25 protein-coding genes and 1 tRNA gene are annotated in these 25,996 nt (G+C 56.7%); 17 read left to right on the top strand and 9 right to left on the bottom strand.

What is annotated here, in order from left to right; genetic code table 11:
- Nucleotides 1-22: 22 nt before the first annotated feature.
- Nucleotides 23-2,878: a bifunctional [glutamate--ammonia ligase]-adenylyl-L-tyrosine phosphorylase/[glutamate--ammonia-ligase] adenylyltransferase gene (gene glnE, locus C5687_RS07205; protein ID WP_104556654.1), complete on the bottom strand. Its 2,856-nt coding sequence runs from the start codon at nucleotides 2,876-2,878 to the stop codon at nucleotides 23-25.
- A 21-nt stretch (nucleotides 2,879-2,899) separates the two neighbouring features.
- A complete protein-coding gene (locus tag C5687_RS07200) occupies nucleotides 2,900-4,201 on the bottom strand; it encodes a CYTH domain-containing protein (RefSeq protein WP_104556653.1) in 1,302 nt (433 codons plus the stop codon).
- A gap of 229 nt (nucleotides 4,202-4,430) precedes the next feature.
- Here C5687_RS07200 and C5687_RS07195 point away from each other — a divergent pair, with 229 nt between their 5' ends.
- Together C5687_RS07195 and C5687_RS07190 are read left to right on the top strand one after the other, a co-directional pair.
- Nucleotides 4,431-5,051, top strand: coding sequence for a TIGR04211 family SH3 domain-containing protein (locus C5687_RS07195; protein WP_025758524.1), 621 nt, complete (start codon nucleotides 4,431-4,433; stop codon nucleotides 5,049-5,051).
- 60 nt (nucleotides 5,052-5,111) lie between these two features.
- On the top strand, nucleotides 5,112-6,353 hold the full coding sequence (locus C5687_RS07190) for a multifunctional CCA addition/repair protein (RefSeq protein WP_045285915.1): 1,242 nt from the start codon (nucleotides 5,112-5,114) through the stop codon (nucleotides 6,351-6,353).
- A gap of 10 nt (nucleotides 6,354-6,363) precedes the next feature.
- On the opposite strand, the gene bacA is transcribed toward C5687_RS07190, so the two are convergent.
- Both bacA and folB read right to left on the bottom strand, forming a co-directional pair.
- Nucleotides 6,364-7,185: an undecaprenyl-diphosphate phosphatase gene (bacA, locus tag C5687_RS07185; protein WP_045285916.1), complete on the bottom strand. Its 822-nt coding sequence runs from the start codon at nucleotides 7,183-7,185 to the stop codon at nucleotides 6,364-6,366.
- A 107-nt stretch (nucleotides 7,186-7,292) separates the two neighbouring features.
- Nucleotides 7,293-7,661, bottom strand: coding sequence for a bifunctional dihydroneopterin aldolase/7,8-dihydroneopterin epimerase (gene folB / locus C5687_RS07180; protein WP_025758528.1), 369 nt, complete (start codon nucleotides 7,659-7,661; stop codon nucleotides 7,293-7,295).
- Nucleotides 7,662-7,768: 107 nt separating this feature from the next.
- Between folB and plsY the strand changes: the two genes are divergently transcribed.
- The 10 genes from plsY (at nucleotide 7,769) to ureG (ending at nucleotide 15,577) form a co-directional block, all read left to right on the top strand.
- Complete coding sequence (gene plsY, locus C5687_RS07175) at nucleotides 7,769-8,383, top strand: glycerol-3-phosphate 1-O-acyltransferase PlsY (protein WP_045285917.1); 615 nt, start codon at nucleotides 7,769-7,771, stop codon at nucleotides 8,381-8,383.
- 90 nt (nucleotides 8,384-8,473) lie between these two features.
- On the top strand, nucleotides 8,474-9,940 hold the full coding sequence (locus tag C5687_RS07170) for an MFS transporter (RefSeq protein ID WP_104556652.1): 1,467 nt from the start codon (nucleotides 8,474-8,476) through the stop codon (nucleotides 9,938-9,940).
- A gap of 151 nt (nucleotides 9,941-10,091) precedes the next feature.
- Complete coding sequence (locus tag C5687_RS07165; protein WP_025758532.1) at nucleotides 10,092-10,919, top strand: urease accessory protein UreD; 828 nt, start codon at nucleotides 10,092-10,094, stop codon at nucleotides 10,917-10,919.
- A gap of 10 nt (nucleotides 10,920-10,929) precedes the next feature.
- Nucleotides 10,930-11,232, top strand: coding sequence for an urease subunit gamma (locus C5687_RS07160; RefSeq protein ID WP_025758533.1), 303 nt, complete (start codon nucleotides 10,930-10,932; stop codon nucleotides 11,230-11,232).
- Nucleotides 11,233-11,242: 10 nt separating this feature from the next.
- Nucleotides 11,243-11,557 (top strand): urease subunit beta, encoded by a 315-nt coding sequence (locus C5687_RS07155; RefSeq protein WP_104556651.1) that lies wholly within the window; start codon nucleotides 11,243-11,245, stop codon nucleotides 11,555-11,557.
- Complete coding sequence (gene ureC / locus C5687_RS07150; protein ID WP_104556650.1) at nucleotides 11,550-13,253, top strand: urease subunit alpha; 1,704 nt, start codon at nucleotides 11,550-11,552, stop codon at nucleotides 13,251-13,253. Before C5687_RS07155 ends, ureC begins: the two co-directional genes overlap by 8 nt.
- Before the next feature lie 9 nt (nucleotides 13,254-13,262).
- Nucleotides 13,263-13,727, top strand: a complete 465-nt coding sequence (ureE, locus tag C5687_RS07145; protein WP_025758536.1) for an urease accessory protein UreE — start codon at nucleotides 13,263-13,265, stop codon at nucleotides 13,725-13,727.
- 9 nt (nucleotides 13,728-13,736) lie between these two features.
- A complete protein-coding gene (locus C5687_RS07140; protein WP_104556649.1) occupies nucleotides 13,737-14,276 on the top strand; it encodes a HupE/UreJ family protein in 540 nt (179 codons plus the stop codon).
- A complete protein-coding gene (locus C5687_RS07135; protein WP_047959488.1) occupies nucleotides 14,276-14,950 on the top strand; it encodes an urease accessory protein UreF in 675 nt (224 codons plus the stop codon). Before C5687_RS07140 ends, C5687_RS07135 begins: the two co-directional genes overlap by 1 nt.
- Before the next feature lie 9 nt (nucleotides 14,951-14,959).
- Entirely contained in the window at nucleotides 14,960-15,577 is a 618-nt protein-coding gene (ureG, locus tag C5687_RS07130) for an urease accessory protein UreG (protein ID WP_047959489.1), read from the top strand.
- A 32-nt stretch (nucleotides 15,578-15,609) separates the two neighbouring features.
- On the opposite strand, the gene C5687_RS07125 is transcribed toward ureG, so the two are convergent.
- Complete coding sequence (locus C5687_RS07125) at nucleotides 15,610-17,634, bottom strand: S8 family serine peptidase (RefSeq protein WP_104556648.1); 2,025 nt, start codon at nucleotides 17,632-17,634, stop codon at nucleotides 15,610-15,612.
- Between the two features lie 286 nt (nucleotides 17,635-17,920).
- Here C5687_RS07125 and C5687_RS07120 point away from each other — a divergent pair, with 286 nt between their 5' ends.
- On the top strand, nucleotides 17,921-18,604 hold the full coding sequence (locus C5687_RS07120) for a response regulator transcription factor (protein WP_104556647.1): 684 nt from the start codon (nucleotides 17,921-17,923) through the stop codon (nucleotides 18,602-18,604).
- Nucleotides 18,605-18,622: 18 nt separating this feature from the next.
- Here C5687_RS07120 and tsaD read toward each other — a convergent pair whose 3' ends face one another.
- The gene (gene tsaD, locus C5687_RS07115) at nucleotides 18,623-19,636 is read right to left on the bottom strand and encodes a tRNA (adenosine(37)-N6)-threonylcarbamoyltransferase complex transferase subunit TsaD (protein WP_025758545.1); all 1,014 of its coding nucleotides are present in this window, start codon (nucleotides 19,634-19,636) and stop codon (nucleotides 18,623-18,625) included.
- A 236-nt stretch (nucleotides 19,637-19,872) separates the two neighbouring features.
- Between tsaD and rpsU the strand changes: the two genes are divergently transcribed.
- The 3 genes from rpsU (at nucleotide 19,873) to rpoD (ending at nucleotide 23,961) form a co-directional block, all read left to right on the top strand.
- Nucleotides 19,873-20,088, top strand: coding sequence for a 30S ribosomal protein S21 (rpsU, locus tag C5687_RS07105; RefSeq protein ID WP_001144069.1), 216 nt, complete (start codon nucleotides 19,873-19,875; stop codon nucleotides 20,086-20,088).
- 114 nt (nucleotides 20,089-20,202) lie between these two features.
- A complete protein-coding gene (gene dnaG / locus C5687_RS07100; RefSeq protein ID WP_025758547.1) occupies nucleotides 20,203-21,948 on the top strand; it encodes a DNA primase in 1,746 nt (581 codons plus the stop codon).
- A gap of 165 nt (nucleotides 21,949-22,113) precedes the next feature.
- Nucleotides 22,114-23,961, top strand: a complete 1,848-nt coding sequence (gene rpoD / locus C5687_RS07090) for an RNA polymerase sigma factor RpoD (RefSeq protein WP_025758549.1) — start codon at nucleotides 22,114-22,116, stop codon at nucleotides 23,959-23,961.
- Between the two features lie 87 nt (nucleotides 23,962-24,048).
- Here the strand turns inward: rpoD and mug are convergent, their stop codons facing one another.
- On the bottom strand, nucleotides 24,049-24,555 hold the full coding sequence (gene mug, locus C5687_RS07085; RefSeq protein ID WP_094918768.1) for a G/U mismatch-specific DNA glycosylase: 507 nt from the start codon (nucleotides 24,553-24,555) through the stop codon (nucleotides 24,049-24,051).
- Nucleotides 24,556-24,680: 125 nt separating this feature from the next.
- Between mug and C5687_RS07080 the strand changes: the two genes are divergently transcribed.
- Nucleotides 24,681-24,756, top strand: a tRNA-Ile gene (locus C5687_RS07080).
- A 179-nt stretch (nucleotides 24,757-24,935) separates the two neighbouring features.
- Here C5687_RS07080 and C5687_RS07075 read toward each other — a convergent pair.
- On the bottom strand, nucleotides 24,936-25,553 hold the full coding sequence (locus C5687_RS07075) for a hypothetical protein (protein ID WP_104556646.1): 618 nt from the start codon (nucleotides 25,551-25,553) through the stop codon (nucleotides 24,936-24,938).
- A gap of 44 nt (nucleotides 25,554-25,597) precedes the next feature.
- A partial coding sequence (locus C5687_RS07070; protein WP_238380452.1) for an McrC family protein occupies nucleotides 25,598-25,996 on the bottom strand: 399 nt, incomplete at its 5' end.

Raw genomic sequence — 25,996 nt, 5'->3', positions numbered from 1 at the left:
TCACAATTTGCGCGCGATAATATCACACTTGTTTTGTTACGCACGGTTCCACCAGCCACTTCTGCCAGCTGGCCGTTACCTGAGCGCGTTCAGCGGTGAAACAGTCCAGCGCCACATGCCCTGGCTGCTCCTGCAACGCCAGATGATGAAGTTCATCGCGCAGCGTGGTGTAGGCGCGGGTTAAGGCCAGCGCCTCCTGCTCGTCCATGATGTCGTTTTGCGCCAGCAGTTCCAGAATGCGCACGTTATCCGACCAGCGCGTCAGCTTCGGCTTGTCGTGCGCGTGGAGCAGCACCAGATACTGGGTAATAAACTCGATATCGGTAATACCGCCCTCGTCGGCTTTGATATCAAAGCGATCGCGGTGTTTATTGCCCAGATGCGCGCGCATTTTTTCACGCATCTCACGCACTTCGGTCTGCAGCGTACTGCCCTCACGCGGGGTGGTCATGACCTCCTTACGGATAGCATCGAACTGCGTTTTGAGCTGCGGATCGCCATACACCACGCGGGCGCGCACCAGCGCCTGATGCTCCCACGTCCAGGCTTCATTCTTCTGATAATCGGCGAAGGATTCCGTCGAGGTGACCAGCATCCCCGCCGCACCGGACGGGCGCAGGCGGGCATCCACTTCATACAAAATGCCCGACGAGGTGCGGGTACTGAACAGATGCATGATGCGCTGCGCCAGACGCAGGTAGAACTGACGCCCGTCAATCTCGCGCTCGCCGTCGGTCATCACGTCGACCGGGCAGTCGTGCAGGAAGATCAAATCCAGATCGGAGCTATAGCCCAGTTCCCAGCCGCCGAGCTTGCCGTAGCCTACCACCGCGAAGCCGCGACCTTCACGATCGGCCAGATGTTTCGGCTGGCCGTAGCGCGCCACCATCTGCACCCATGCCTGCTGCACCACCGCGTCGATGATCGCTTCCGCAAGCCAGGTTAAGTGATCGCTCACTTTCATCACCGGCAGCGTCCCGGCGATATCCGCCGCCGCCACGCGCAGCATCTGCGCCTGCTTAAACTGACGCAGCGCCTCCAGCTGTTGCTCCTCGTCCTCTTCCGGCACGCGGAGCAGATACTGACGCAGCTCGTCCCGGTATGCATCGGTTGCCGTCGGCTGATAGAGGGTATTTGGATCGAGTAGCTCATCCAGCAGCAGCGGGTAACGCGCCAGCTTGTTAGCCACCATCGGCGACGCGGCGCAGAGCGTAATCAGGTGCTTCAGCGCGCCGGGGAACTCGCTTAGCAGTTCAAGATAGGTGGTGCGCGTGATAATGCCACTCAGCAGCGGCATCATGCGTGACAGGGGCACCGGCGCATCAGCCCGCGAACAGACCTCGCTCAGCAGGTGCGGCATCAGGTGATCCAGCACCTGACGTCCGCGCGGCCCAATGGCGCGTTTGTTCAGTTCGAGACGGAAATCGGCAATCAGCGCCACCACGCGATGGCGCGCGTCGTCGGTTAAGTGCGTCAACACCGGCGTGGTGTCATCTTCCTGGAGCGCGTCCTGCCACAGCTCGCGCCAGTGTTCGGAAAGCGCATCGTCCTGCGATTCGCTTTCATCATCACCGATCAGCTCGTTAAAGATTCGGCGCACGCCTGCCATATGAGCATCGAGCCGTTCGGTCAGCGTTGACCAGTCGTCCACGCGCATTCCCCACGCCAGACGCGCCCGGTTAAGGTCATCGCCCGGCAGGGTCTGGGTCTGTTCGTCATTGATGCTTTGCAGCAGGTTTTCCAGACGACGCAGGAACAGGTAGGCCTCGCGCAGGGTGTGCGCATCGCCGTCCGGCAGAAGGTGCAGTTGCTCAATCGCTGACAGCGTCGGCAGCAGCGAGCGGGACTGTAGCGACGGCTCGCGTCCGCCGCGAATAAGCTGGAAGACCTGAACAATAAATTCAATTTCGCGGATGCCGCCAGCGCCAAGCTTGATATTGTCCTTCAGGCCGCGACGGCGCACCTCACGGGCGATCATCCCTTTCATATTACGCAGGGACTGGATGACGCTGAAATCGATATAACGACGGAAGACAAACGGGCGCAGCATGGCGCGCAGCTCATTGGCATAGGCATCGTCGCTGTCGCCCATGATCCGCGCTTTGACCATCGCGTAACGCTCCCAGTCGCGCCCTTGCTCCTGGTAATAATCTTCCAGCGCCGCAAAGCTCAGCACCAGCGGGCCGCTGTCGCCAAACGGACGCAGGCGCATGTCCACACGGTAGACAAACCCGTCCTGGGTGGGTTGATCCAGCGCCTTAATCAGACGCTGACCGAGACGGGTAAAGAACTGGGCATTGTCCAGCTCGCGACGCCCGCCGCGCGTAGAGCCGTTCTCCGGCCAGGCAAAAATCAGGTCGATATCGGAGGAGAAGTTCAGTTCGCAGCCGCCCAGCTTGCCCATCCCCAGGATCAACAGTGGCTGAGGAACCCCTTCCTCGCTGCACGGCGTGCCCCACTCTTTACAGCAGGCAGCGTAGAGCCAGTCTCGCGCGGCGACAATCAGCGTTTGCGCCAGCTCGCTTAACTGCTGCAGCGTGCTCTCTTCGCTCACGATTTCCAGCGCCTGCGCCCAGGCAATGCGCACCATCACCCGACGGCGGAACTGGCGCAGGACGCGCATCAACGCGGCCTCATCCGCAATGTCTTCGAGTGCAGTCTGCAGCCAGCCAGCATAGTGCCGCCACTCATCTGCCTGCGGCGGTGCGGTTTCAAGTTCCGCCAGCCAGTCCGGATTGGCGGTGATACTTTCCTGCACAAAGTCACTGAAAGCGAGCACGCTCTTCGCCTGTTCGCTTAACGATGACGCCGGTAATGACTCAGGCAGACGTTCGCAAACGGTCTGCCACTGCTGCTGTAACTGCGAAGAAAGCGGCATTTTAGGGGTTCCTTGCCAGAGTTAACGTTTTCCGCTGTGCAGCCAGAACGGCTCCTGCGAAATGGCCTCGTTACGGAAATGCTCTATCTCAATATGCTGACGGGTTTCAATGGCATGCTTCAGCCCCTGCCAGTTTTCCAGCCACGCCTGCGCCTTTGGACCGTCGTAAGCGCCGGAGAGGAGCAGCATGCTGTCGATGTTGCGCGAAAGACGAGGAAGCTGATCGCCATACCGATCGCCCAGCGGATAGGCAAAGGTGTTTTTCAGCTCGGCGGCATGACGGGAGAGATGGATATCCGCAAAACGCTTAAAGTTTTCCGCGATTTTGGCCTGCGCTTTCGCATCCAGGAAAGCGCGCCAGCCGCGCGTCACCAGGAACTCGGTCAGTGCGAGTTTTGCCGTTGCGGTTTGCGGGCTGTAGATCGCCGTTTGCGCCGAGACGTCGGAAAGCATCAGCGTTTCGGTTTGCGTCAGCAGATCACGTAAGTGAGCGCTCGCTTTTCGAGGAACGATGCCGCCGAAGAGCGCCAGGGTATGGCGCACCAGGGCAATAGCCGCCAGCACGTGGTATTTGGCATGTTTCACATTTCGCACCCACAGCTCTTCATGGTACTGCCACTGAGAAAGTGCCAGTTCCAGTGCGGCTTCCAGTCCCTGCTCAACGCTGGCTTTCGGCGCAACGTGCAAAATGGTTGTCTCTTTCAGCGCGCGTGGCGCATTCCCGGCGGCCAGATGGTAGCCCCGCGCGGCTTTGCTCAGGCTCCCCTGGCGCAATCCGGACTGGTTCACCAGCTTGCGCGCCAGCTTCAGCACATCGTTCGCATCCCCTTCCAGCAGCTCAAGCTCCAGTTCGCAAATCGGCTCCTGGAACTCACCCGCCTTCACGTCACCCAAATCCAGGGCGATTTCAATGCGGCTTTTGCCTTCTGCCACCAGCCATTTTTCGCGCCAGAAATCGGTGCTGAACAGCGGCTGCACCTGTTCCGCGAGGGTGGAAGTCAACGCACCTTCCGGCCAGACTTCGGCCGGGAAACGTTCCAGCTCAAGTTCTGGCTTATTGATGTCGATATTATATTCCGGACGCTGATGTAACCCGCCGACCACGCGGCCGGCAATTTTCATCGTCATCTCGTAGCGTCCGCTTGCGCCGCGGATGCGCAGCCCCATATCGTGGCGGCGCAGCCAGTTGTCTGGCGTTTCGTAATAGATATTAAGCAGTTGTACCGGTGCATGGTGTTCGCCGGAAAGCGTATGCAGATGCTGGCGGAGTGCGTCAACGCTGTCTTTTTCGACGATAAATTTTAATTCGATTTCCTGAGCCATAGCCTTGTACTTTTGCGGGCGTCACAGACGCGTCAATGAGGGCGAACTTCCTCGCCATTTATTTGTCAGTACATAGTATTTTGCGCCAAATTGCCATGCAATGAGCAATTTGACGGGCGTAAATGTGTAGAGTCGTGACACAGATGATTCTGATTGCTGACGAATGCTTTGCGTAGAGACACTGTTGCCACTACTATCGTTCCACTTTTTATGAAAATAACGACTAATGATGCTTAAATTACGCCTGATTGGACTTACTTTACTCGCTTTTAGCGCCGCAACCGCCGTGCACGCTGAAGAGAAGCGTTACGTTTCTGACGAACTGAACACCTGGGTACGCAGTGGCCCCGGAGATAATTATCGCCTCGTGGGCACGGTAAATGCCGGCGAGGAAGTGACGCTGTTACAAACCAACGCGGAGACCAATTACGGTCAGGTTCGCGACAGTTCCGGCCGTACGTCCTGGATCCCGCTGAAAGAGCTGAGCACCGTGCCAAGCCTGCGCACCCGCGTGCCGGACCTGGAAAACCAGGTAAAAACCCTGACCGACAAGCTGAACAACATCGACGGCACCTGGAACCAGCGCACCGCTGAAATGCAGCAGAAAGTGGCGCAGAGCGACGGGGTGATTAACGGTCTGAAAGAAGAGAACCAGAAACTGAAAAACGAGCTGATTGTCGCGCAGAAGAAAGTGAATGCCGCCAATCTGCAGCTCGATGACAAACAGCGCACCATCATCATGCAGTGGTTTATGTATGGCGGCGGCGTGCTGGGCGTAGGTCTGGTGCTGGGTCTGGTTCTGCCGCATCTGATCCCAAGCCGTAAGCGTAAAGACCGCTGGATGAACTAATTCGTCTTCTCTGCCAGACTTACGTATTATCCTGGAAAAGAGAAAACAGGAGTGTAAGGCGTGAAGAGTTATCTGGTCGGTGGTGCGGTACGTGATGCGTTGTTAGGTCTGCCGGTCAAAGATAAAGACTGGGTGGTGGTAGGCGCCACCCCGGAAGAGATGCTCGACGCGGGCTACCAGCAGGTAGGCCGCGATTTTCCCGTGTTTCTGCACCCGCAAAGCCGCGAAGAGTACGCCCTGGCGCGTACCGAGCGGAAATCGGGCTCGGGCTATACCGGCTTCACCTGCTATGCCGCGCCGGACGTGACGCTGGAGCAAGACCTTCTGCGTCGCGATCTCACCATCAACGCGCTGGCGCAGGACGAGAACGGCCAGATCGTTGACGCCTATGGCGGCCAGGACGATCTGCGAAACCGTCTTTTACGTCACGTCTCCCCGGCGTTTTCTGAAGATCCGCTGCGCGTGCTGCGCGTGGCGCGCTTTGCCGCACGGTACGCTCATCTCAGCTTCCGGATTGCCGATGAGACAATGGCGCTGATGACCGCCATGACCGAAGCCGGCGAGCTTGCACACCTGACGCCAGAGCGCGTCTGGAAAGAGACGGAAAATGCCCTCACCACCCGCAACCCGCAGGTCTTTTTCCAGGTTCTGCGCGATTGTGGCGCGCTGAAGGTGCTGTTCCCGGAAATAGATGCGCTGTTTGGCGTCCCCGCGCCAGCGAAATGGCACCCGGAAATTGATACCGGCGTGCATACGCTGATGACGCTCAGCATGGCGGCCATGCTGAGCCCGGACGTGGACGTGCGCTTTTCCACCCTGTGCCACGATCTGGGCAAAGGCTTAACGCCAAAAGAATTCTGGCCTCGCCATCACGGTCATGGCCCGGCGGGGGTGAAGCTGGTCGAAGGGCTGTGCCAGCGTCTGCGCGTCCCGAACGAGATCCGCGATCTGGCGAAACTGGTGGCCGAGTTTCACGACCTGATTCACACCTTCCCGATCCTGAAACCGGCCACCATCGTCAAGCTGTTCGATAACATCGACGCCTGGCGCAAACCCCAGCGCGTGGAACAGATCGCGCTCACCAGCGAGGCTGACGTGCGCGGGCGCACCGGGTTTGAAGCCTGTGACTATCCGCAAGGGCGCTTGCTGCGGGCGGCGTGGAACGTGGCAAAAGCCGTGCCGACGAAAGACGTTGTCGAGGCGGGATTCAAAGGACCGGAGATTCGGGAAGAGCTGACAAAACGGCGAATTCAGGCGGTATCAGACTGGAAGGAAAAGCATTGCCCTCAGCCAAAAGACTGAGGGCAGTCGGTCAGAAGAAGACCACGTACACCGCAGCCGCGACGATAAAGCGATAGATCGCGAACGGAATAAACGAGATACGCTTAATCAGCTGCAGGAAGGTTTTGATGGCAATCAGCGCCACGATAAACGCGGTGATGAAGCCAACGGCGAACATCGGAATGTCGCCGGTGGTCAGGAAACCAATGCTTTTATAGAGGTCAAGCGCGGTGGCGCCCATCATCATCGGCACGGCCAGCAGGAACGAAAACTCTGACGCGGCGTAACGGCTCACGCCCATCAGCATCCCGCCGGAAATGGTGGCACCAGAACGCGAGAAGCCCGGCCACAGCGCCAGACACTGGAAGCAGCCAATGATAAACGCCTGACGATACGTCATATCATCCAGACCTTCCGCGCGCGGCGTTTTTGGCTTCAGCACTTCCGCGGCGATCAGCAGGAAGCCCCCTACCACCAGCGCGTACATCACGTTAATCGGGTTGAACAGTGATTTAATGGTGTCGTGGAATACCAGCCCCAGCACTACCGCCGGGAGCATGCCGAGCAGAATATGGATAAGCGTCAGACGGCCGGTACCTTCACCTTCGCGCTGAGGGAGACGACCAAAGTGGATCCCGATCAGGCCAAACAGGCGACGCCAGAACATAACCACCACGGCCAGAATAGAACCCAGTTGAATGACCACTTCGAAGGTTTTTGCGGTATCGCCTTCAAAGCCCAGCAGATGGCCAACGATAATCATATGGCCGGTACTGGAAACCGGTAAAAACTCCGTCAATCCTTCGACCACACCCAGTATTGCCGCCACCAGCAGCGAGTGCATATCGCTCATCTATAAACCCCTAAAAAGATATAAAAAAACGGTGCCCCATACGGACAACCGATTAAAGATACAGTCCTGAGACCGGTATAACCTAAAATGGTTTAGCTATTATGACGTTAAATCTTCCCTTTCAGATTTGTGCCACGCTCGATGATGACACCCACATTGGCGGCACGCGCCACCGCGCCCGGCTTGCTCAGTTTGATACGCACCCACGGTGAGTTGAATTTGCTCAGCAGCAGTTCCGCCACCTCTTCCGCCACCCGCTCGACCAGCGCAAAACGTTGCCCTTCAACGTGGGCGATGACCGTTTCACTGATGTCGGCATAGCTCAGACAGTCATTCACGTCATCACTTTTTGCCGACTTGCGGTTATCCCAGCCCATTTCGATATCGAACACCAGCTTCTGCTCGATGGTCTGTTCCCAGTCGTAAACACCAATTGTGGTGATTACCGAAAGTTGCTCTATAAATACAATATCCATCACGACCTGCCTGCTTTTTGGCTAAACCGGATACCACTTCCGGCGAATTATGCGTATTATCCACAGATGCTGAGAATACAGATACATTTTCAAAACGGAACAGCGTTATGAGTGCAATCGCGCCTGGAATGATCCTCCTCGCCTACCTTTGCGGCTCAATCTCCAGCGCCATTCTGGTCTGCCGCATCGCCGGGTTACCTGACCCGCGTGAAAGTGGTTCCGGGAACCCGGGAGCGACCAACGTACTACGAATTGGCGGCAAGGGAGCAGCCGTAGCGGTTTTGATTTTTGATGTTCTGAAAGGGATGCTACCCGTCTGGGGCGCGTATGCGCTGGGCGTCACGCCGTTCTGGCTGGGGCTGATTGCGATTGCCGCCTGCGTTGGCCACATCTGGCCCGTATTCTTCGGCTTTAAAGGCGGTAAAGGCGTGGCGACGGCCTTTGGTGCCATTGCGCCTATCGGTTGGGACCTGACCGGCGTGATGGCAGGCACCTGGCTGTTGACCATTCTTCTCAGCGGCTATTCGTCGCTGGGTGCCATCGTCAGCGCGCTGATCGCGCCGTTCTACGTCTGGTGGTTCAAACCGCAATTTACCTTCCCGGTGTCGATGCTCTCCTGCCTTATCCTGCTGCGCCATCACGATAATATTCAGCGCCTGTGGCGTCGTCAGGAGACCAAAATCTGGACGAAGCTCAAGAGGAAGAAAAAAGACGCTCAATAAGGTTAGTTATGCCTTATAGCCAAATGTGATTTTGGTCACCTTCTGCCTGTGGTAACTGTTAGAGACACAACACAACCACATCAGAAGAAAATGGCAGACATTACAGACTCCACTCCTCTTTCAACACCACGCCACGCAGCGGATGGCGATATCCAGTGGGTGCGCAGCGCCGCTGACGTTTCGCGGCTGGTCAATCACGGTTCGCAGGGACGGGCCAATGCACGCATCGTTATCGGCATCGCATTGGGCGGTATTTTTCTCGACGCCTACGACCTTGGTGCGCTGGCGTTCGGTATCAAAGACATCACCCGCGAATTTAACCTCACGCCAGCAGGCACCGGCATGGTGGCCTCAGCCATTACCTTTGGCGCCATTGTCGGGGCGCTGCTTGGCGGTTATCTTACGGACAAAATTGGCCGCTACCGGGTCTTTATGGCCGACATGCTCTTCTTCGTGGTAGCCGCTATTGCCTGCGCGCTGGCACCTAACGAATACGTGCTGGCGGGCGCCCGGTTTGTAATGGGGCTTGGGGTCGGGATCGACCTGCCCGTGGCGATGGCCTTTTTAAGCGAGTTTGCCAGGCTGAAAGGCCCGGGAAACAAAGCCTCCAGCGTCGCGATGTGGTGCCCCACCTGGTATGCCGCCATCAGCGTCTCCTATCTGCTGGTGCTCTTCTTCTACGCCGTGCTGCCGGAAAGCCACAGCGACTGGCTATGGCGCCTGATCCTCGGTTTTGGCGCGGTGCCGGCGCTGGTGATTATTGCTATTCGTAGCCGCTATATGAGCGAATCGCCGGTCTGGGCGGCGAATCAGGGCAACCTGAAAGAGGCGGCGTCGATTTTACGCCAGTCGTATAACATCAATGCCCACGTACCGCAGGACGCGCTCAGCCAGCCAGCACCTGTCGTCAATAAAGCAAAATGGGCAAACTACCTGAACCTGTTTCGCGGCATCTATTTACGCCGTACGACGCTCGCCACGCTGCTGTCTGTGGTCTCCTCCTTCGCCTACAACGCCGTGGCGTTTGGTCTGCCGGTGATCATCTCCAGTTTCTTTGTTCAGTCGATGCTGACGACCATTCTGATTTCCCTGGTGCTTAACCTGCTGTTTGCCTTCGTCGGCGGGCTGCTGGCGGTACGCTACGTGCCGCGCTTCGGTGCCTGGCGGATGTCGCTTGCGGGCTACGCCTGCCAGCTGGTCGCGCTGCTCGGGCTGGCACTGGTGGGGCGGCCTGAAGGCGCAACGGAAGGTGTGGTCGCCGTCGGCATGCTGGCCCTGTTCCTGTTCGGCCAGGGCTTTGGTCCGGGTGCGCATACCATGACGTTTGCCTCCCTGAGCTACCCGACCTCGCTGCGCGGCGTCGGCGTGGGTCTCAACCAGACGCTGATGCGCAGCAGTTCCACGCTGTCGCTGTTCCTTTTCCCGCTGCTGGTCGCATCCCTTGATACCGCCGTGTTCTGGGTGATTGCGCTGGCGCCGTTTATCGGCCTGGCCTCGCTGCTGGCGATCCACTGGGAGCCGTCCGGGTATGACGTGGATGCGGAGGATTACCGCTAGTCTCATCGCCTTTCTTGCCGGGTGGCGCTGCGCTTACCCGGCCTGCATTAATCACATGAACCGGTTTTTATCCATAAGCGACTCATATGACAGCCTTCAATTCTGCCAGGGCATACTGAAACGACCCCGATGATGAGCAGATGGATGCAGCATGTTAGCAGCTCAGGTCACTGATAATACGTATAAAGGCTGGCAGGCGTCGCTTGCCCTGCAGTTTTGTCACACCCCTGAGAAAACCCTCCTGCACTCCGCTCATCACCTCGGGCCGCTAACCGTTCAGCGGCCGTTTTATCCTGAAGGTGAAACCTGCCACCTCTATCTGTTGCACCCACCTGGTGGCGTTGTGGGTGGTGATACGCTGGATATTTCTGTCCGGCTGGACGCCAATAGCCACGCGCTCATCACCATGCCCGGCGCCAGCAAGTTCTATCGCAGCAGCGGCCCACAGGCCCGTCTGAACCAACACTTTTATCTTGATGAAGACGCCACGCTGGAGTGGCTGCCGCAGGACACCATTATCTTTCCCGGCGCCAATGCCGCGCTGCGTTCCGTCTTCCACCTCAAGGCCTCCAGTACGCTACTGGCGTGGGAGTTGTACTGCCTGGGGCGTCCGGTGATCGGTGAGACCTTTAGCCACGGCACGCTGGAGAGCCGCCTTGAGGTGTGGGTCGACGACGAACCGCGCCTGATTGAGCGTCAGCATCTCAGCAACGGCGATCTCACGCCCGTTGCCGGGCAACCGTGGCTCGGCACGCTGCTGTTCTATCCGGCCAGAGAAGAACATCTCGACGCGGCGCGGGTGCTGCTCGCCCCGCTGGATACGTTTGCGGGCGCCACGCTCACGGACGATCTCATGTCGGTGCGTTTTCTCTCCCACGACAACCTGATTTGCCAGCGGGTGATGCGCGACATCTGGCAGTCGCTTCGCCCGCTTCTCACCACCAAAACCGCCTGTTCGCCGCGTATCTGGCAGACATAAGAGAAACGTTATGGAACTGACCCCCAGAGAAAAAGACAAGCTGTTGCTGTTCACCGCCGCGCTGGTTGCCGAACGCCGCCTTGCGCGTGGAGTAAAGCTCAATTACCCGGAATCGGTCGCGCTGATTAGCGCCTTCATCATGGAAGGCGCGCGCGATGGCGAAACCGTCGCTGCACTGATGGAGGCTGGCCGCCACGTCCTGAGACGTGATCAGGTGATGGAGGGCGTACCGGAGATGATCCCGGATATTCAGGTGGAGGCCACCTTCCCGGACGGATCCAAGCTCGTCACCGTCCATAACCCGATCGTCTAAGGAGCGCGTGATGATCCCAGGTGAATACCAGATCAAGCCCGGTAATATCGCCCTCAACGTCGGGCGAGACACCCGGCGTGTCATCGTCGAAAACCACGGCGACAGGCCGATCCAGGTCGGGTCGCACTACCACTTTTACGAGGTCAACCCGGCGCTGAAGTTTGACCGGGAGGCCGCCCGCGGCTACCGACTGAACATCCCGGCGGGTACCGCCGTGCGCTTCGAGCCCGGCCAGAAGCGTGAAGTGACGCTGGTGCAGGTGACAGGCGCGCAGCGCATAGTCGGTTTTCGCGGCGAGGTAATGGGAGAGGTGAAAAATGGCTGAAATTTCGCGCCAGGCTTACGCCGATATGTTCGGCCCTACCACCGGCGATAAAGTGCGGATGGCCGACAGCGAGTTGTGGATCGAAGTGGAAGACGATCTCACCGTCTACGGCGAAGAGGTCAAGTTCGGCGGCGGGAAGGTGATCCGCGACGGCATGGGCCAGGGGCAGATGACCGCAGACGACTGCGTGGATCTGGTGCTGACCAACGCGCTGATTGTCGATCACTGGGGGATCGTGAAAGCCGACATCGGCGTGAAGAACGGGCGGATCTTTGCCGTCGGCAAAGCCGGCAACCCGGACATTCAGCCCGGCGTAACGATCCCGATTGGCGCCGCGACGGAAGTGATCGCTGCCGAAGGGAAGATCGTCACCGCCGGCGGGATCGACACTCACATCCACTGGATCTGTCCGCAGCAGGCGGAAGAGGCGCTGGTCTCCGGCGTCACCACCATGATCGGCGGCGGCACCGGGCCCGCGGCGGGCACCAACGCCACCACCTGCACGCCCGGCCCGTGGTATATCGCCCGCATGCTGCAGGCTGCGGACACTCTGCCGGTAAACATCGGTCTGCTCGGCAAGGGCAACGGTTCAAACCCCGACGCGCTGCGCGAGCAAATCACAGCTGGCGCCATTGGGCTTAAGATCCACGAGGACTGGGGCGCGACGCCTGCGGCGATCAACTGCTCGCTTGAGGTGGCTGAAGAGATGGATATTCAGGTGGCGCTGCACAGCGATACGCTGAACGAGTCCGGCTTTGTGGAAGACACGCTGGCCGCCATTGGCGGGCGAACTATCCACACCTTCCACACCGAAGGGGCAGGTGGCGGCCATGCGCCGGATATTATCACCGCCTGCGCGCACCCGAATATTCTGCCCTCCTCCACCAACCCAACGCTGCCCTACACGGTGAATACCATCGACGAGCATCTCGACATGCTGATGGTGTGTCACCACCTCGATCCGGATATCGCCGAGGACGTCGCCTTTGCCGAGTCGCGCATTCGCCGGGAGACCATCGCCGCCGAAGACGTGCTGCACGATATCGGCGCGTTTTCTCTCACTTCGTCAGACTCTCAGGCCATGGGCCGCGTGGGAGAAGTGATTATCCGCACCTGGCAGGTGGCGCACCGCATGAAGGTCCAGCGCGGCGCCCTGCCGGAAGAAAGCGGCGATAACGACAACTTCCGCGTGAAGCGCTATGTCGCCAAATACACCATTAACCCGGCTCTGACCCACGGTATCGCCCATGAGGTGGGTTCGATTGAGGCGGGCAAGCTGGCCGATTTAGTGGTCTGGTCCCCGGCGTTCTTCGGCGTAAAACCCGCCACCATCGTCAAGGGCGGAATGATCGCCTGCGCGCCGATGGGCGATATCAACGCCTCCATACCCACCCCGCAACCGGTCCATTACCGCCCGATGTTTGGCGCGCTGGGTGCCGCGCGCCACGCCACGCGGCTGACGTTTGTCTCGCAAGCCGCTGACGCGCTGGGCATCCCGCAGCAGCTCAACCTGCAGAGCACCACCGCGGTGGTGAAAGGCTGCAGGACGGTGAAAAAGGCAGACATGATCCACAACGGCCTGCAGCCAAATATCACCGTCGATTCGCAAACCTATGAAGTGCGCGTTGACGGTGAACTGATTACCAGCGAACCGGCTGAGGTTCTGCCGATGGCGCAACGCTATTTCCTGTTTTGAGGAGTGATGATGATCTATTTAACCCAACGCCTGGACCATGCACACCCGATTACCGCCAGCGTCACGCTGCCGATTGACGTGCGGGTGAAAAGCCGCGCCCGCGTGGCGCTGAACGACGGACGCGAAGCCGGACTGATGCTGCCGCGCGGTTTACTGCTGCGCGGCGGCGACCTGCTCAGCAACGACGACGGCAGCGAGGTGATCGAAGTGATCGCCGCCCCGGAGTCCGTCTCCGTGGTGCGCTGCGCCGATCCGTTCCTGCTCGCCCGCGCCTGCTACCACCTTGGCAACCGCCACGTGCCGCTGCAGGTGATGCCCGGCGAGCTGCGCTATCACCACGATCATGTTCTCGACGACATGCTGCGCCAGTTCGGGCTGGAGGTGACGTACGCCACTCTGCCGTTTGAACCGGAAGCGGGCGCGTATGCCAGCGATGCCCACAGTCATAGCCACTCTCACGCCCATTCACACTGAGGATTACTCATGCGCACGTTACTTCCCCTGTTACTGCTGGCCTTTTCGGTTCCCGCGCTCGCCCATCCTGGCCACGGCGCCGACAGCTTTCAGGCTGGTTTCTTCCACCCGCTGACCGGGCTCGATCACTTGCTGATGCTGGCGGGCGCAGGCGTGCTCTCGGCGCTGAGCGGCCGCAAACTGCTGCTGCCGTTTGCCACCCTCGGGATGATGCTTGTCGGCGCCGTGGCGGGTAGCCTGCTCGGCGGCTTTAGCGGCATGGAGATGCTGATTATCGCCTCGCTGGCGGTCTGCGGCGTGATGATGTTTAAAACCGAAAACCGCCTGCTGCTGGCGGTACCAGCCCTGGCGATGTTTCACGGCTGGGCGCACGGCGTGGAGATGTCCGGCCATAGCTTCTGGCTCTTCACCAGCGGGTTTATGTTCGCCAGCGCTACCGTACTGTGCGCCAGTTTCGCCGCAGGCTTGCTGCTGCGCCGACACGACAGCCTGCGCAAAACCTTCGGCGGCGGGCTGATCGTTTCTGCCCTGCTGGCGCTGATGAGCTGATGGAGCATTCCCGCCAGTGGCTGCGCCTGATGCAGCTCTCCAGCAGCAGCCTGCCGGTCGGGTCATTTACCTGGTCGCAGGGGCTGGAGTGGGCCGTGGAAGCAGGCTGGATCACAGATGCCGACGCCTTTAAACGCTGGCAAACGCTACAGATGGAGCAGAGCTTTTTCTGCGTTGACCTGCCGCTGTTTGTCCGGCTGTACCGGGCCTGTGAACAAGGCGACCTTGCGGCAGCAAAACGCTGGACGGCTTACCTTCTCGCCTGCCGGGAAACCCGTGAACTGCGGGAAGAAGAGCGCAATCGCGGTGCCGCCTTTACGCGTCTCATTAAAAGCTGGGAGCCGGACTGCCCGGCCCGATGGCAGACGCTGTTTATGCAGAGCCAGCTCTGTGGCATGGCGTGGCTCGGCGTACGCTGGGGCATTGGCGTGCGCGAGCTGGCCCTGAGTCTCGGCTATAGCTGGATTGAGAGCGCGGTAATGGCGGGCGTCAAGCTGGTGCCGTTTGGGCAACAGGCCGCGCAGCAGCTGATCATCGCGCTGAGCGACCATTTTGCGGCCGGGCTTGAACAGGCTTTTTTACGTGGCGACGACGAGCTGGGCGCGGCAACGCCGCTTTCCGCCATCGCTTCTGCCCGCCACGAAACACAATATTCACGACTTTTCCGTTCCTGAGGAAGCAACATGGCTGATTACAAACATCCCCTGCGCGTGGGCGTAGGCGGCCCGGTGGGGTCGGGCAAAACCGCGCTGCTGGAAGCACTCTGCAAGGCGATGCGCGACACGTATCACCTGGCGGTGGTGACGAATGATATCTACACCAAAGAGGATCAGCGCATCCTGACCGAAGCTGGCGCCCTTGAGCCGGAGCGCATCGTCGGCGTGGAGACTGGCGGCTGTCCGCACACCGCCATCCGCGAAGATGCTTCGATGAACCTGGCAGCCGTTGAAGCGCTGAGCGAAAAATTCGGCAATCTGGATCTGATCTTCGTTGAAAGCGGCGGCGACAACCTGAGCGCGACCTTCAGCCCCGAGCTGGCTGACCTGACGATCTACGTCATCGACGTGGCCGAAGGTGAGAAGATCCCCCGCAAGGGCGGGCCGGGGATCACCAAATCCGATTTTCTGGTGATCAACAAAACCGATCTCGCGCCGTACGTGGGGGCTTCGCTGGAGGTGATGGAGCGTGACACCAACCGCATGCGCGGCGAACGTCCGTGGACCTTTACCAACCTGAAAGCGGGTGACGGTCTGGCGACGATCGTTGCGTTTCTGGAAGAGAAAGGGATGTTGCGGATCTAAAAAAGGCCTGGCATAACGCCAGGCCGTGAGGGTTATTTACAGCTGTTATTAGAAGAACCCTGTTCGCGCCATGCGCCCCACTGGCCGCCGGTTCCCGGCGTTTCCTGGCCCGGGTTGACATACCACTGGTTAAACCAGATTTTACCGTCGTACGAGACTTTGGTGCATTTGGTTGGATAGGCAATTTTGGCGTTGTAGGCCGGCGCCGCAGGTTTTACCGGTGTGTCATCTTTCGCTGGCGTATCGTCCTTCGGCGGCACCACGGGCTTACTGACCTTAATGGTCATGCTGTCGGTCGCGGTACGCCCATCCGCGCCGGTGGTGGTCAGGGTGTAGGTCGCCTCTCCCTCGCTGTTGGCAGGAATGACGGCATAGGCATGCGCGCTATCCACACTCTTGACCAGCGTGCCGTTCAGTTTTTCTTCCAGCGAGAAGGTTTCCGCCCCTTTCGTCACGCTCCAGTTAAAGGATACGGCATTCAGGCTCTTGCTGCCGTCCAGCGGATAGGTACTTACGCCAGTCGTCGGGGAGACCATCGTATAATCTGCTCCCGCGGCGGCAGTTGGCGCCGGAGCGGCAGGCGTGCCGCCGTCTTTCAACGCCATAATACGGGCAACCGCACGCTCCATCTCCGGGAAGGTGCCAATCTTTGCCGAATCCCCGTTTGCCAGCGGCGTCCCGGTTTCCTGCAGAATCTGACGCATCTGCTTCGGCGTAACAGTAATCCCGTGCGCTTTTGCAATCCCTGACAGGCTCGCCACCACCCCTGCAATGATGGGGTTAGCGGAGGACGTACCGGCAAATGAACGGGTGTAGTTATTGACGCCGTCTCTGTACAAATCGCCACTGCCGGTGGTCACCACGTCCCAGCAGCCCCACGCCGCGCTGGTCACACGTGAGCCATAGCTGCTGAAGTACGCTTTTTTGCCATCACTCGCACACATTGCGCCAACAATAATCGCGCCGGAATCCTTCACTGACAGATCAAATTTGCCGTTGTAAGCCGGATCGTCAAGGCTGAGGCCACCATTACCTGCGGCAGCGATGACATATACCCCTTTATCGGTCAGCGCCTTAGTGATATCAAAGAAGGCTGGCTGCGCCTCCCATGGGTTATAACACTCTTTCGTGCAGCCAGCAGGTTTGGCGCTTTCGGCCTGCATACCCACCTGCACCACGTCACCCGCTTTCAGCAGGGGGATCATGTTATAAAGATTGTTCGTCTGCCAGGCGGCATAACCCACCTTGCTGTTCCAGGCAAAGCCGCGAATACCGCTGCCGATATCTTTCCCTGCCATAATCCCCACGGAAGAGGAGTCATGATCGCCACAGCCGGGTTTCCAGGTGCGGTCGCCCTGGCTCAGGGCCATCGCCGGTAAGTTAACGTGGCTGGTGTTCCAGGCGCAGTTTTCGGTGGAGATAATGGTAACGCCAGTCCCATCGCTACCGGCATAACCGCTAACGCCGTCGCGGTTAACCCCACCCATATAATAACCCGGGCGTTTTTCCGCAGAGGATTTTAAATAATCCTGCAGATTACGGAAATCAGGAACGGCAGTGGCAGTCAGCGTCGCATTTCCGGCGAACTGGCGTAAAAGCGGCGCCGTGGTATTATCATGTTGATATTCATCCAGCGAAACCGGCATGGCTTCCGCATACACTAATTCAACTTTTGGATTTTGTTCCAGCTCGGCAATCGCGTGGTTAATAAAGGCTTTATCCTGACTTTTGTTTTCAGGAATATCTATCCGCATATAGCGATCAAACCCGTAGGTAGCATCCAGTTTAGTTAATTCATCCGACTGGGTGCTACGAAGTTTATTGGAGCGAAACATTTTATTCGCCACTAAAGAGGGATCGCCGAGCGTGAGCTCCTCTGGCGCCGTCGTGGTGGCGGTGTTTGTAGCTTTCAGCAGGGGCTTGCCGGGCTTAAGTTTTACGACGATAGCCGTATACGTGACGCCCTCCTGAGCGAACTCTACCTTTGTCGCTGCTTCAGCATACGCAGAGCTGATTACCGCTGCGCAAATTAACAGTGAGAGAATACTTTTTTTCATTTGAGCCATTGTTCCTTTATGACATGTATACGCTTAATTGCTTTATTCAAACTGTATTAATGCGCATCACGGAACAATGAGAACCCTCTATTTAACGCTGAGAATTTTCTTTATAAAGCGTCACAAAAAAGAGATAAAATAAGTCAACCAGTCATGCAAACAAAATTACTTAAAAACAAATAACGACAATAAAAATATCTTCCTGCATGTTTTACAGATAAAACCATCTCTCAGGTAAAATAATTTCAACCAGGACATATACGCGTATAACGCAAGAGGAACCTCCGTGACCGTCAAATTTGCCATTGCTGATGAAAACCCTATTTTTCGGCGTGGACTGTACGCCATTATTGTGGATCAGCTGGCAACTAATCTGAGTCTTCACTCGCTTTCCTTTACGTTGGCGGGGGAAGCGGATGCAACATCAGCCCTGGTGGAGATGCTCGCGCAAGAAACGCCTGACATTTTGCTGCTGGGCTACCACCTGCGCACATCGCAGGGGCCACATCCTGCTAGCGGAATGGACGGTCTGGCGCTGCTGAAGTGGATCACCCGTCAATATCCGCTGCTGAAGGTTATTATGGTTTCCCCCTACAGCAACCCACAGCTGATCCGCGCGGCGCTGAAAGCGGGCGCCCACGGCTACATTACCCGCAATGTCAGTGAAAAGCGGCTCATTCAGGCCCTGGTTACCGTGGCTGGCGGGGAGATGTATATTGAGCGCTCAACAATGAACGCCTTTTTCCAGTCAGGAAAGCAGAGCGCAGACGAGCTGTCGCCGCGTGAGATGGATGTGCTGCGCCTGCTGTGCAGAGGGTTACCGCTGGTGGCAATCGCGAGGCAGATGCATCTGAGCATCAAAACCGTCAGCGCACATAAACTTCGGGCGATGGAGAAATTACATGTCGCCAGCGACTGCCATCTTTATTGTCTGCTCGCCACAACCCGGATGTTTGATATCGCCATCTGACATCCGGGTTTAGCGCCTTCAGGCCTCGGGCAGTTCCGCCAGCGGCCAGCGCGGACGTACGGAGACGCTGAGATCGGCGGTCGCTCCCGCGTTCAGACGCACCATCCCGGCGTAGGCGATCATCGCCCCGTTATCGGTACAGAATTCCGGACGCGCATAGAACACTTCCCCGCGGCGTTTTTGCATCATCTCGGCCAGCTTCGCGCGCAGCGTACGGTTGGCGCTGACGCCACCGGCCATCACCAGACGCTTAAAGCCGGTCTGATCCAGCGCGCGCTTGCACTTGATCATCAGCGTATCGACCACCGCATCTTCGAACGCGCGGGCAATATCGGCCCGGGTCTGCTCGCTGTCATCATTATTGCGGATAGTGTTGGCCGCGAAGGTTTTCAGCCCGGAGAAGCTGAAATCCAGCCCTGGCCGGTCGGTCATCGGGCGCGGGAAGACAAAGCGCCCTTCCGTTCCCTGCGACGCCATTCTGGAGAGCATCGGGCCGCCCGGGTAATCGAGACCCAACAGCTTGGCGGTTTTGTCGAACGCTTCACCGGCGGCGTCGTCGATCGACTCACCCAGCAGTTCATACTTGCCAATGCCCGTCACGCTGATCAGCTGGGTATGCCCACCTGAGACCAGCAGCGCCACAAACGGAAACTCAGGCGGATTCTCTTCCAGCATCGGTGCCAGAAGATGCCCTTCCATATGGTGCACCGGAATGGCCGGCACATCCCACGCGAACGCCAGCGAACGTCCCACCGTGGCGCCAACCAGCAGCGCGCCAACCAGCCCCGGGCCTGCGGTATAGGCCACGGCATCAATATCGTTTGAACGCAACCCGGCCTCTTTCAGCGCCGCCTGAATCAGGGGAACCGTTTTACGCACGTGGTCACGAGAGGCCAGTTCAGGTACGACGCCGCCGTAGTCAGCGTGCAATTTCACCTGACTATACAGTTGGTTGGCCAGAAGCCCTTTTTCGTCGTCGTAAATGGCGATGCCGGTTTCATCGCAGGATGTTTCAATACCCAGTACACGCATGACTTGTTTTACCTCGCTTCAATACCGCGCAGTGTAGGGCGAATGCGGGTTGATGTAAAACTTTGTTCGCCCCAGGACATCCGCTCGTGTATACTCTTCCCCCTTATAAAAGTCCCTTTCAAAATCGCTTCGGTGCTTTACAAAGCAGCAGCATTTGCAGTAAAATTCCGCACCATTTTGAAATAAGCTGGCGCTGATGCCAGCGGCAAACCGAATTTATTAAAGGTGAGAGTTACATGCCGGTAATTAAAGTACGTGAAAACGAGCCGTTCGACGTAGCACTGCGTCGCTTCAAACGTTCATGCGAGAAAGCAGGTGTTCTGGCTGAAGTTCGTCGTCGTGAGTTTTATGAAAAACCAACGACCGAACGTAAGCGCGCTAAAGCTTCCGCTGTGAAACGTCACGCGAAGAAACTGGCTCGCGAAAACGCACGCCGTACTCGTCTGTACTAATTGATTGAGGGCCAACGCCCTCAATTGACAGACAGAGTAATAGTCGTAAGGCCGTGCTTCCGGAAGGAATGCGCGGCTTGTTTTCGTTTATAAGTCGCTTAAATTTTGGGGCATATGGCCGGAAGAATCCCACGCGTTTTCATCAATGACCTGCTCGCCAGAACCGACATCGTCGATCTCATCGACGCGCGGGTAAAGCTGAAAAAGCAGGGCAAGAATTACCATGCGTGCTGTCCGTTCCATAACGAAAAAACCCCCTCCTTCACCGTAAACGGTGAAAAGCAGTTTTACCATTGCTTCGGCTGTGGTGCTCACGGTAATGCCGTTGATTTTTTAATGAACTACGACAAGCTCGAGTTCGTTGAAACCGTCGAAGAGCTGGCGGCGATGCATAACCTTGAAGTGCCGTATGAAGCAGGCAGTGGCCCAAGTCAGATCGAGCGCCATCAACGGCAAACGCTGTATCAACTGATGGATGGCCTGAATTCGTTTTACCAACAGTCTCTTAAGCACTCTGCGGCTGAGCCTGCGCGTCAGTATCTGAACAAGCGCGGACTGAGCGATGAGGTCATTGCGCGTTTCGCTATTGGTTACGCCCCGCCCGGCTGGGACAACGTGTTAAAGCGTTTTGGCGGCAATAGCGAAGATCGTAAGTCTCTTATCGATGCAGGCATGCTGGTCACCAACGACCAGGGACGTAGCTACGACCGCTTCCGTGAACGGGTGATGTTCCCGATCCGCGACAAGCGTGGCCGGGTGATTGGTTTTGGTGGTCGCGTGCTGGGTGATGCCCTGCCGAAGTACCTCAACTCCCCGGAAACCGATATTTTCCATAAGGGCCGCCAACTGTATGGCCTTTATGAGGCGCAACAAAACAATGCGGAACCTCCGCGTCTTCTGGTCGTCGAAGGGTATATGGACGTTGTTGCGCTGGCGCAGTACGACATTAACTACGCGGTAGCGTCGTTAGGAACGTCCACGACGGCGGATCATATCCAGCTGCTGTTCCGCGTGACCAACAACGTAATTTGTTGTTACGACGGTGACCGCGCAGGACGTGACGCCGCCTGGCGCGCACTGGAAACCGCGCTACCCTACATGACCGACGGCCGACAGTTGCGCTTTATGTTTCTGCCTGACGGTGAAGACCCGGATACGCTGGTGCGTAAAGAGGGCAAAGCGGCGTTTGAAGCGCGGATGGAGCAGGCTCAGCCGCTCTCCACGTTTCTATTTAACAGCCTGATGCCGCAGGTCGATTTGAGTACCCCTGACGGGCGCGCGCAGCTCAGTACGCTGGCGCTGCCGTTAATCAGCCAGGTGCCCGGCGAAACGCTGCGTATCTATCTGCGTCAGGAGTTAGGCAACAAGCTCGGCATTCTGGATGACAGCCAGCTTGAACGTTTAATGCCTAAACAGGCTGAAAACGGCACGGTTCGCGCCGCGCCTCAGCTAAAACGCACAACCATGCGTATACTGATAGGGTTGCTGGTTCAAAACCCCGAGCTTGCGCCGCAAGTGCCGTCGCTGGCGGGTTTGGACCACGAAAAATTGCCCGGACTTGGCTTATTTTCAGAACTGGTCAACACTTGTTTGTCTCAGCCAGGTCTGACCACCGGACAACTTTTAGAGCATTATCGCGGTACAAAAGAGGCCGCTACCCTTGAAAAATTGTCGATGTGGGACGATATAGCTGATAAGGACATTGCAGAAAAAACGTTCACCGACTCACTCAACCATATGTTTGATTCGATGCTTGAGCTGCGCCAGGAAGAGTTGATTGCTCGCGAGCGCACACACGGTTTGAGCAGCGAAGAACGCCGGGAGCTCTGGATGATTAACCAGGAACTGGCGAAGAAATAAGTCAAAGACAAAAGTATTTAACGGCTTAAGTGCCGAATATCGATCGGGAAGCCCCCGGCAGCCGCACTGAGAGGCAGCGGCAAAAATATAAGTACGCCCTCGCTTTAAAGGTTGGCAGCCCCATCGCCGACACCAATCAAACGAATTAAGTGTGGATACCGTCTTATGGAGCAAAACCCGCAGTCACAGCTGAAACTTCTTGTCCAACGTGGTAAGGAGCAAGGCTATCTGACCTATGCCGAGGTCAATGACCATCTGCCGGAAGATATCGTCGATTCAGATCAAATCGAAGATATCATCCAAATGATCAATGACATGGGCATTCAGGTGATGGAAGAAGCACCGGATGCCGATGATCTGTTGCTGGCTGAAACCTCCAACAACACTGACGAAGATGCGGAAGAAGCTGCTGCACAGGTACTGTCCAGCGTGGAATCTGAAATCGGGCGTACTACTGACCCGGTCCGCATGTATATGCGCGAAATGGGCACCGTTGAACTGTTGACCCGCGAAGGCGAAATTGACATCGCAAAACGCATCGAAGACGGGATCAACCAGGTTCAGTGCTCTGTAGCTGAGTACCCGGAAGCGATCACCTATCTGCTGGAGCAGTACGATCGCGTTGAAGCGGAAGAAGCGCGCCTGTCTGACCTGATCACCGGTTTTGTCGACCCGAACGCTGAAGAAGATATGGCGCCAACCGCCACTCACGTCGGTTCTGAACTGTCTCAGGAAGAGATGGATGATGACGAAGACGAAGATGAGGAAGAGAGCGACGACGACACCGCGGATGATGACAACAGCATCGACCCGGAACTGGCACGTGAGAAATTTGCCGAGCTGCGTACTCAGTACGAAGTGACGCGTGACACCATCAAAGCGAAAGGCCGCAGCCATGCCGCCGCTCAGGAAGAGATCCTGAAACTGTCTGAAGTGTTCAAACAGTTCCGCCTGGTGCCAAAACAGTTCGACTACCTGGTGAACAGCATGCGCGTGATGATGGATCGCGTACGTACCCAGGAACGCATCATCATGAAACTGTGCGTTGAGCAGTGCAAAATGCCGAAGAAGAACTTCATCACCCTCTTCACCGGCAACGAAACCAGCGAAACCTGGTTCAACGCAGCTATCGCGATGAACAAGCCGTGGTCTGAAAAACTGCACGACGTGAAAGAAGACGTGTATCGCGGCCTGCAGAAACTGCAGCAGATTGAAGAAGAGACTGGCCTGACCATCGAGCAGGTTAAAGACATCAACCGTCGTATGTCCATTGGTGAAGCGAAAGCCCGCCGTGCGAAGAAAGAGATGGTTGAAGCAAACTTACGTCTGGTTATCTCTATCGCCAAGAAATACACCAACCGTGGTCTGCAGTTCCTGGATCTGATTCAGGAAGGCAACATCGGTCTGATGAAGGCGGTAGATAAGTTCGAATACCGTCGTGGTTACAAGTTCTCCACCTACGCAACCTGGTGGATCCGTCAGGCTATCACCCGCTCTATCGCGGATCAGGCGCGCACCATTCGTATTCCGGTGCATATGATTGAGACCATCAACAAGCTCAACCGTATTTCCCGCCAGATGCTGCAGGAGATGGGTCGTGAGCCGACGCCGGAAGAGCTGGCCGAGCGCATGCTGATGCCGGAGGACAAGATCCGTAAAGTGCTGAAGATCGCCAAAGAGCCAATCTCCATGGAAACACCTATCGGTGATGATGAAGATTCGCATCTGGGAGATTTCATCGAGGATACCACCCTCGAGCTGCCGCTGGACTCTGCCACCACCGAGAGCCTGCGTGCCGCCACGCACGACGTGCTGGCCGGCCTGACCGCCCGTGAAGCCAAAGTGCTGCGTATGCGTTTCGGTATCGATATGAACACCGACCACACGCTGGAAGAAGTGGGTAAACAGTTCGACGTAACCCGCGAACGTATCCGTCAGATCGAAGCGAAGGCGCTGCGTAAGCTGCGTCACCCAAGCCGCTCTGAAGTGCTGCGTAGCTTCCTGGACGACTAACCCAGGTAAACAGCAAAAAGCTCCCAATCGGGAGCTTTTTTTTTGTTTATTTCCTCTCCCAGGGTGAGGGCATCAGGCCGCAGAGAATTAAAGCCCCCGCACCATCAGCGCCTCATCCAGTTCCCGATAGGCCTCTACCAGCTTGTCCAGCGTCGCCCTGTTCAGCCCGCTCGGATTCGGCAGCACCCACACCTGCGTCACACCGATGGTGATAGCCTGCTTGCCCCACTGCGCCCCACGCTGGCTGAATGCCTGCTCGTAGGCCTGTTTACCGAGGATCGCCAGCGCGGCGGGCTGATAATCTTCAATCTTCTTGATCAGCTCCCGGCCGCCACTGCGCAACTCATGCAGGTTGACTTCGCTCGCCTGTACCGTCGGGCGCTCAACCAGCATTGTAATGCCGCAGCGCGTATCCAGCAGGTGCTGTTCCTCTTCAGGCCTGAGTAACCTGTCGGTAAACCCGGCCTGATAGATCACCTTCCAGAAGCGATTTCCCGGATGGGCAAAGTGAAAACCGGTGTGCGCCGAGGACTTGCCCGGGTTAATGCCGCAGAACACCACCCGCAGTCCTGGGGCCAGAATATCGTTGATCATCGTTACTCCCGCTCAATACATCGTCAGGGAAGTATAAAGGATTGATTATGCGTTGTTTATAAAAACAGCAGGCAGGTGTGAATGGCTGGATTGCTGAGGGGAGTTACTTTATAATTCACCGCCACGGCCCCTTAGCTCAGTGGTTAGAGCAGGCGACTCATAATCGCTTGGTCGCTGGTTCAAGTCCAGCAGGGGCCACCAGACATATCAAGGACTTAGATGAGAAATCATCTAAGTCCTTTTTCTTTGCGTCGGATTTGGATCTGGGAATGGGTAAGTCCAGCTATAGGGCAGGATCGTCTACCGGGGGGTTAGTCCATAAATGGCTCTGAGCAGTCTGTTAAACCCGTGCCGATTCAATATAAAGCGTTAAAGTGGAATTAAGGCATTTTACTCTTTAAACAAGAATGCTTTTTCACAGTGCTAAGCTTTGTTATTTTGATGGCTTCTTTCTCAAGAAGACAAAGGCTTACTGAGCAAATTTTAAAGTAATCATTACCAGTGAATGGCTCTGAATGAGAATAACTGCGTTCATTATTTACCGAAGAACAGCCAGCGGAATGCAGACAAGTTGAATTTGTAAGGTCCAGTTCACTGCTTACCTCACTTCTTTTAAGCAAATTTAAAACATAGCCTTCAGGATTTGCTTTTAGCCAGTATTTATATTGTATTTCGCTGTTGTGAATTTCTTCACTGTGGAATCGCACAACAGATGCATTCTGCTCAGTAATATATTTCATTGCTGCCAACAAATAGGAGGCTTTGAAAGTCACATCCTGATAGTCTTTTGCTAACAAACTTTCACTTTCTTCAAACCGCTCAACAAACGCTGCAACTTCTTTAGGATCGATACGGCTGATATTATCTTTTCCATTTCGGACAAACAGCTTTGTTTCTTCAGCATAGAGAGTAAAAGGTACATTTCTTGAGCCAGTGAATAGCTCAACTGGTTGGGAAAATGACTCCAACAGTAAATGATAGAAATCTTTATAGAGCATGATTACTTCTCCCTCGCCATTCTAACTTTCTAGAAGTGAATGGCTTATTCATAAGCCGTTGCAGGATCATCACCCGGAAAGCAGCGGAACGAATCCCGCCATTCACCTTTTACTAATCCCCCCGATTCAAGGTCAAAGGGCACGCACCACAGAGATAAATCTTCATCGAAACGGAACACCGGTAGCGGTTCAGCAAAGTACTGATGCCGCGGATAAATCAACATCATATTTCCTTGCCCATGGAGATACTTCTGCCCATAGGCAAACATCTGATAGAGGTCAGCCTGGCTGATTTCATACTTCCTTAGGCTGTCACCGGCTCTGCTATCTAATAGTTTCCATTTAGCATCGAGGACCAACGTCTGCCCACCGATGATAAGAAAGTCCGGTTTAAGCATAAACCATCGTTGAGATGACTTTTCGCTAACAGGAACATGCTCTAG

The organism is Enterobacter sichuanensis, from assembly GCF_002939185.1.
In the GTDB taxonomy this organism is placed as follows: domain Bacteria; phylum Pseudomonadota; class Gammaproteobacteria; order Enterobacterales; family Enterobacteriaceae; genus Enterobacter; species Enterobacter sichuanensis.
This window is presented reverse-complemented; position numbering and strand designations above follow the sequence as displayed.

What these genes read in the sequence shown, in the direction of transcription:
- ureE (WP_025758536.1), top strand. Translation starts at nt 13,263, where the DNA reads ATGATCTATTTAACCCAACGCCTGGACCATGCACACCCGATTACCGCC.
- rpsU (WP_001144069.1), top strand. Translation starts at nt 19,873, where the DNA reads ATGCCGGTAATTAAAGTACGTGAAAACGAGCCGTTCGACGTAGCACTG.
- C5687_RS07155 (WP_104556651.1), top strand. Translation starts at nt 11,243, where the DNA reads ATGATCCCAGGTGAATACCAGATCAAGCCCGGTAATATCGCCCTCAAC.
- C5687_RS07135 (WP_047959488.1), top strand. Translation starts at nt 14,276, where the DNA reads ATGGAGCATTCCCGCCAGTGGCTGCGCCTGATGCAGCTCTCCAGCAGC.
- C5687_RS07140 (WP_104556649.1), top strand. Translation starts at nt 13,737, where the DNA reads ATGCGCACGTTACTTCCCCTGTTACTGCTGGCCTTTTCGGTTCCCGCG.
- bacA (WP_045285916.1), bottom strand. Translation starts at nt 7,185, where the DNA reads ATGAGCGATATGCACTCGCTGCTGGTGGCGGCAATACTGGGTGTGGTC.
- C5687_RS07125 (WP_104556648.1), bottom strand. Translation starts at nt 17,634, where the DNA reads ATGAAAAAAAGTATTCTCTCACTGTTAATTTGCGCAGCGGTAATCAGC.
- C5687_RS07200 (WP_104556653.1), bottom strand. Translation starts at nt 4,201, where the DNA reads ATGGCTCAGGAAATCGAATTAAAATTTATCGTCGAAAAAGACAGCGTT.
- C5687_RS07160 (WP_025758533.1), top strand. Translation starts at nt 10,930, where the DNA reads ATGGAACTGACCCCCAGAGAAAAAGACAAGCTGTTGCTGTTCACCGCC.
- mug (WP_094918768.1), bottom strand. Translation starts at nt 24,555, where the DNA reads ATGATCAACGATATTCTGGCCCCAGGACTGCGGGTGGTGTTCTGCGGC.
- tsaD (WP_025758545.1), bottom strand. Translation starts at nt 19,636, where the DNA reads ATGCGTGTACTGGGTATTGAAACATCCTGCGATGAAACCGGCATCGCC.
- ureC (WP_104556650.1), top strand. Translation starts at nt 11,550, where the DNA reads ATGGCTGAAATTTCGCGCCAGGCTTACGCCGATATGTTCGGCCCTACC.
- C5687_RS07195 (WP_025758524.1), top strand. Translation starts at nt 4,431, where the DNA reads ATGCTTAAATTACGCCTGATTGGACTTACTTTACTCGCTTTTAGCGCC.
- C5687_RS07165 (WP_025758532.1), top strand. Translation starts at nt 10,092, where the DNA reads ATGTTAGCAGCTCAGGTCACTGATAATACGTATAAAGGCTGGCAGGCG.
- folB (WP_025758528.1), bottom strand. Translation starts at nt 7,661, where the DNA reads ATGGATATTGTATTTATAGAGCAACTTTCGGTAATCACCACAATTGGT.
- dnaG (WP_025758547.1), top strand. Translation starts at nt 20,203, where the DNA reads ATGGCCGGAAGAATCCCACGCGTTTTCATCAATGACCTGCTCGCCAGA.
- C5687_RS07170 (WP_104556652.1), top strand. Translation starts at nt 8,474, where the DNA reads ATGGCAGACATTACAGACTCCACTCCTCTTTCAACACCACGCCACGCA.
- plsY (WP_045285917.1), top strand. Translation starts at nt 7,769, where the DNA reads ATGAGTGCAATCGCGCCTGGAATGATCCTCCTCGCCTACCTTTGCGGC.
- glnE (WP_104556654.1), bottom strand. Translation starts at nt 2,878, where the DNA reads ATGCCGCTTTCTTCGCAGTTACAGCAGCAGTGGCAGACCGTTTGCGAA.
- ureG (WP_047959489.1), top strand. Translation starts at nt 14,960, where the DNA reads ATGGCTGATTACAAACATCCCCTGCGCGTGGGCGTAGGCGGCCCGGTG.
- C5687_RS07075 (WP_104556646.1), bottom strand. Translation starts at nt 25,553, where the DNA reads ATGCTCTATAAAGATTTCTATCATTTACTGTTGGAGTCATTTTCCCAA.
- rpoD (WP_025758549.1), top strand. Translation starts at nt 22,114, where the DNA reads ATGGAGCAAAACCCGCAGTCACAGCTGAAACTTCTTGTCCAACGTGGT.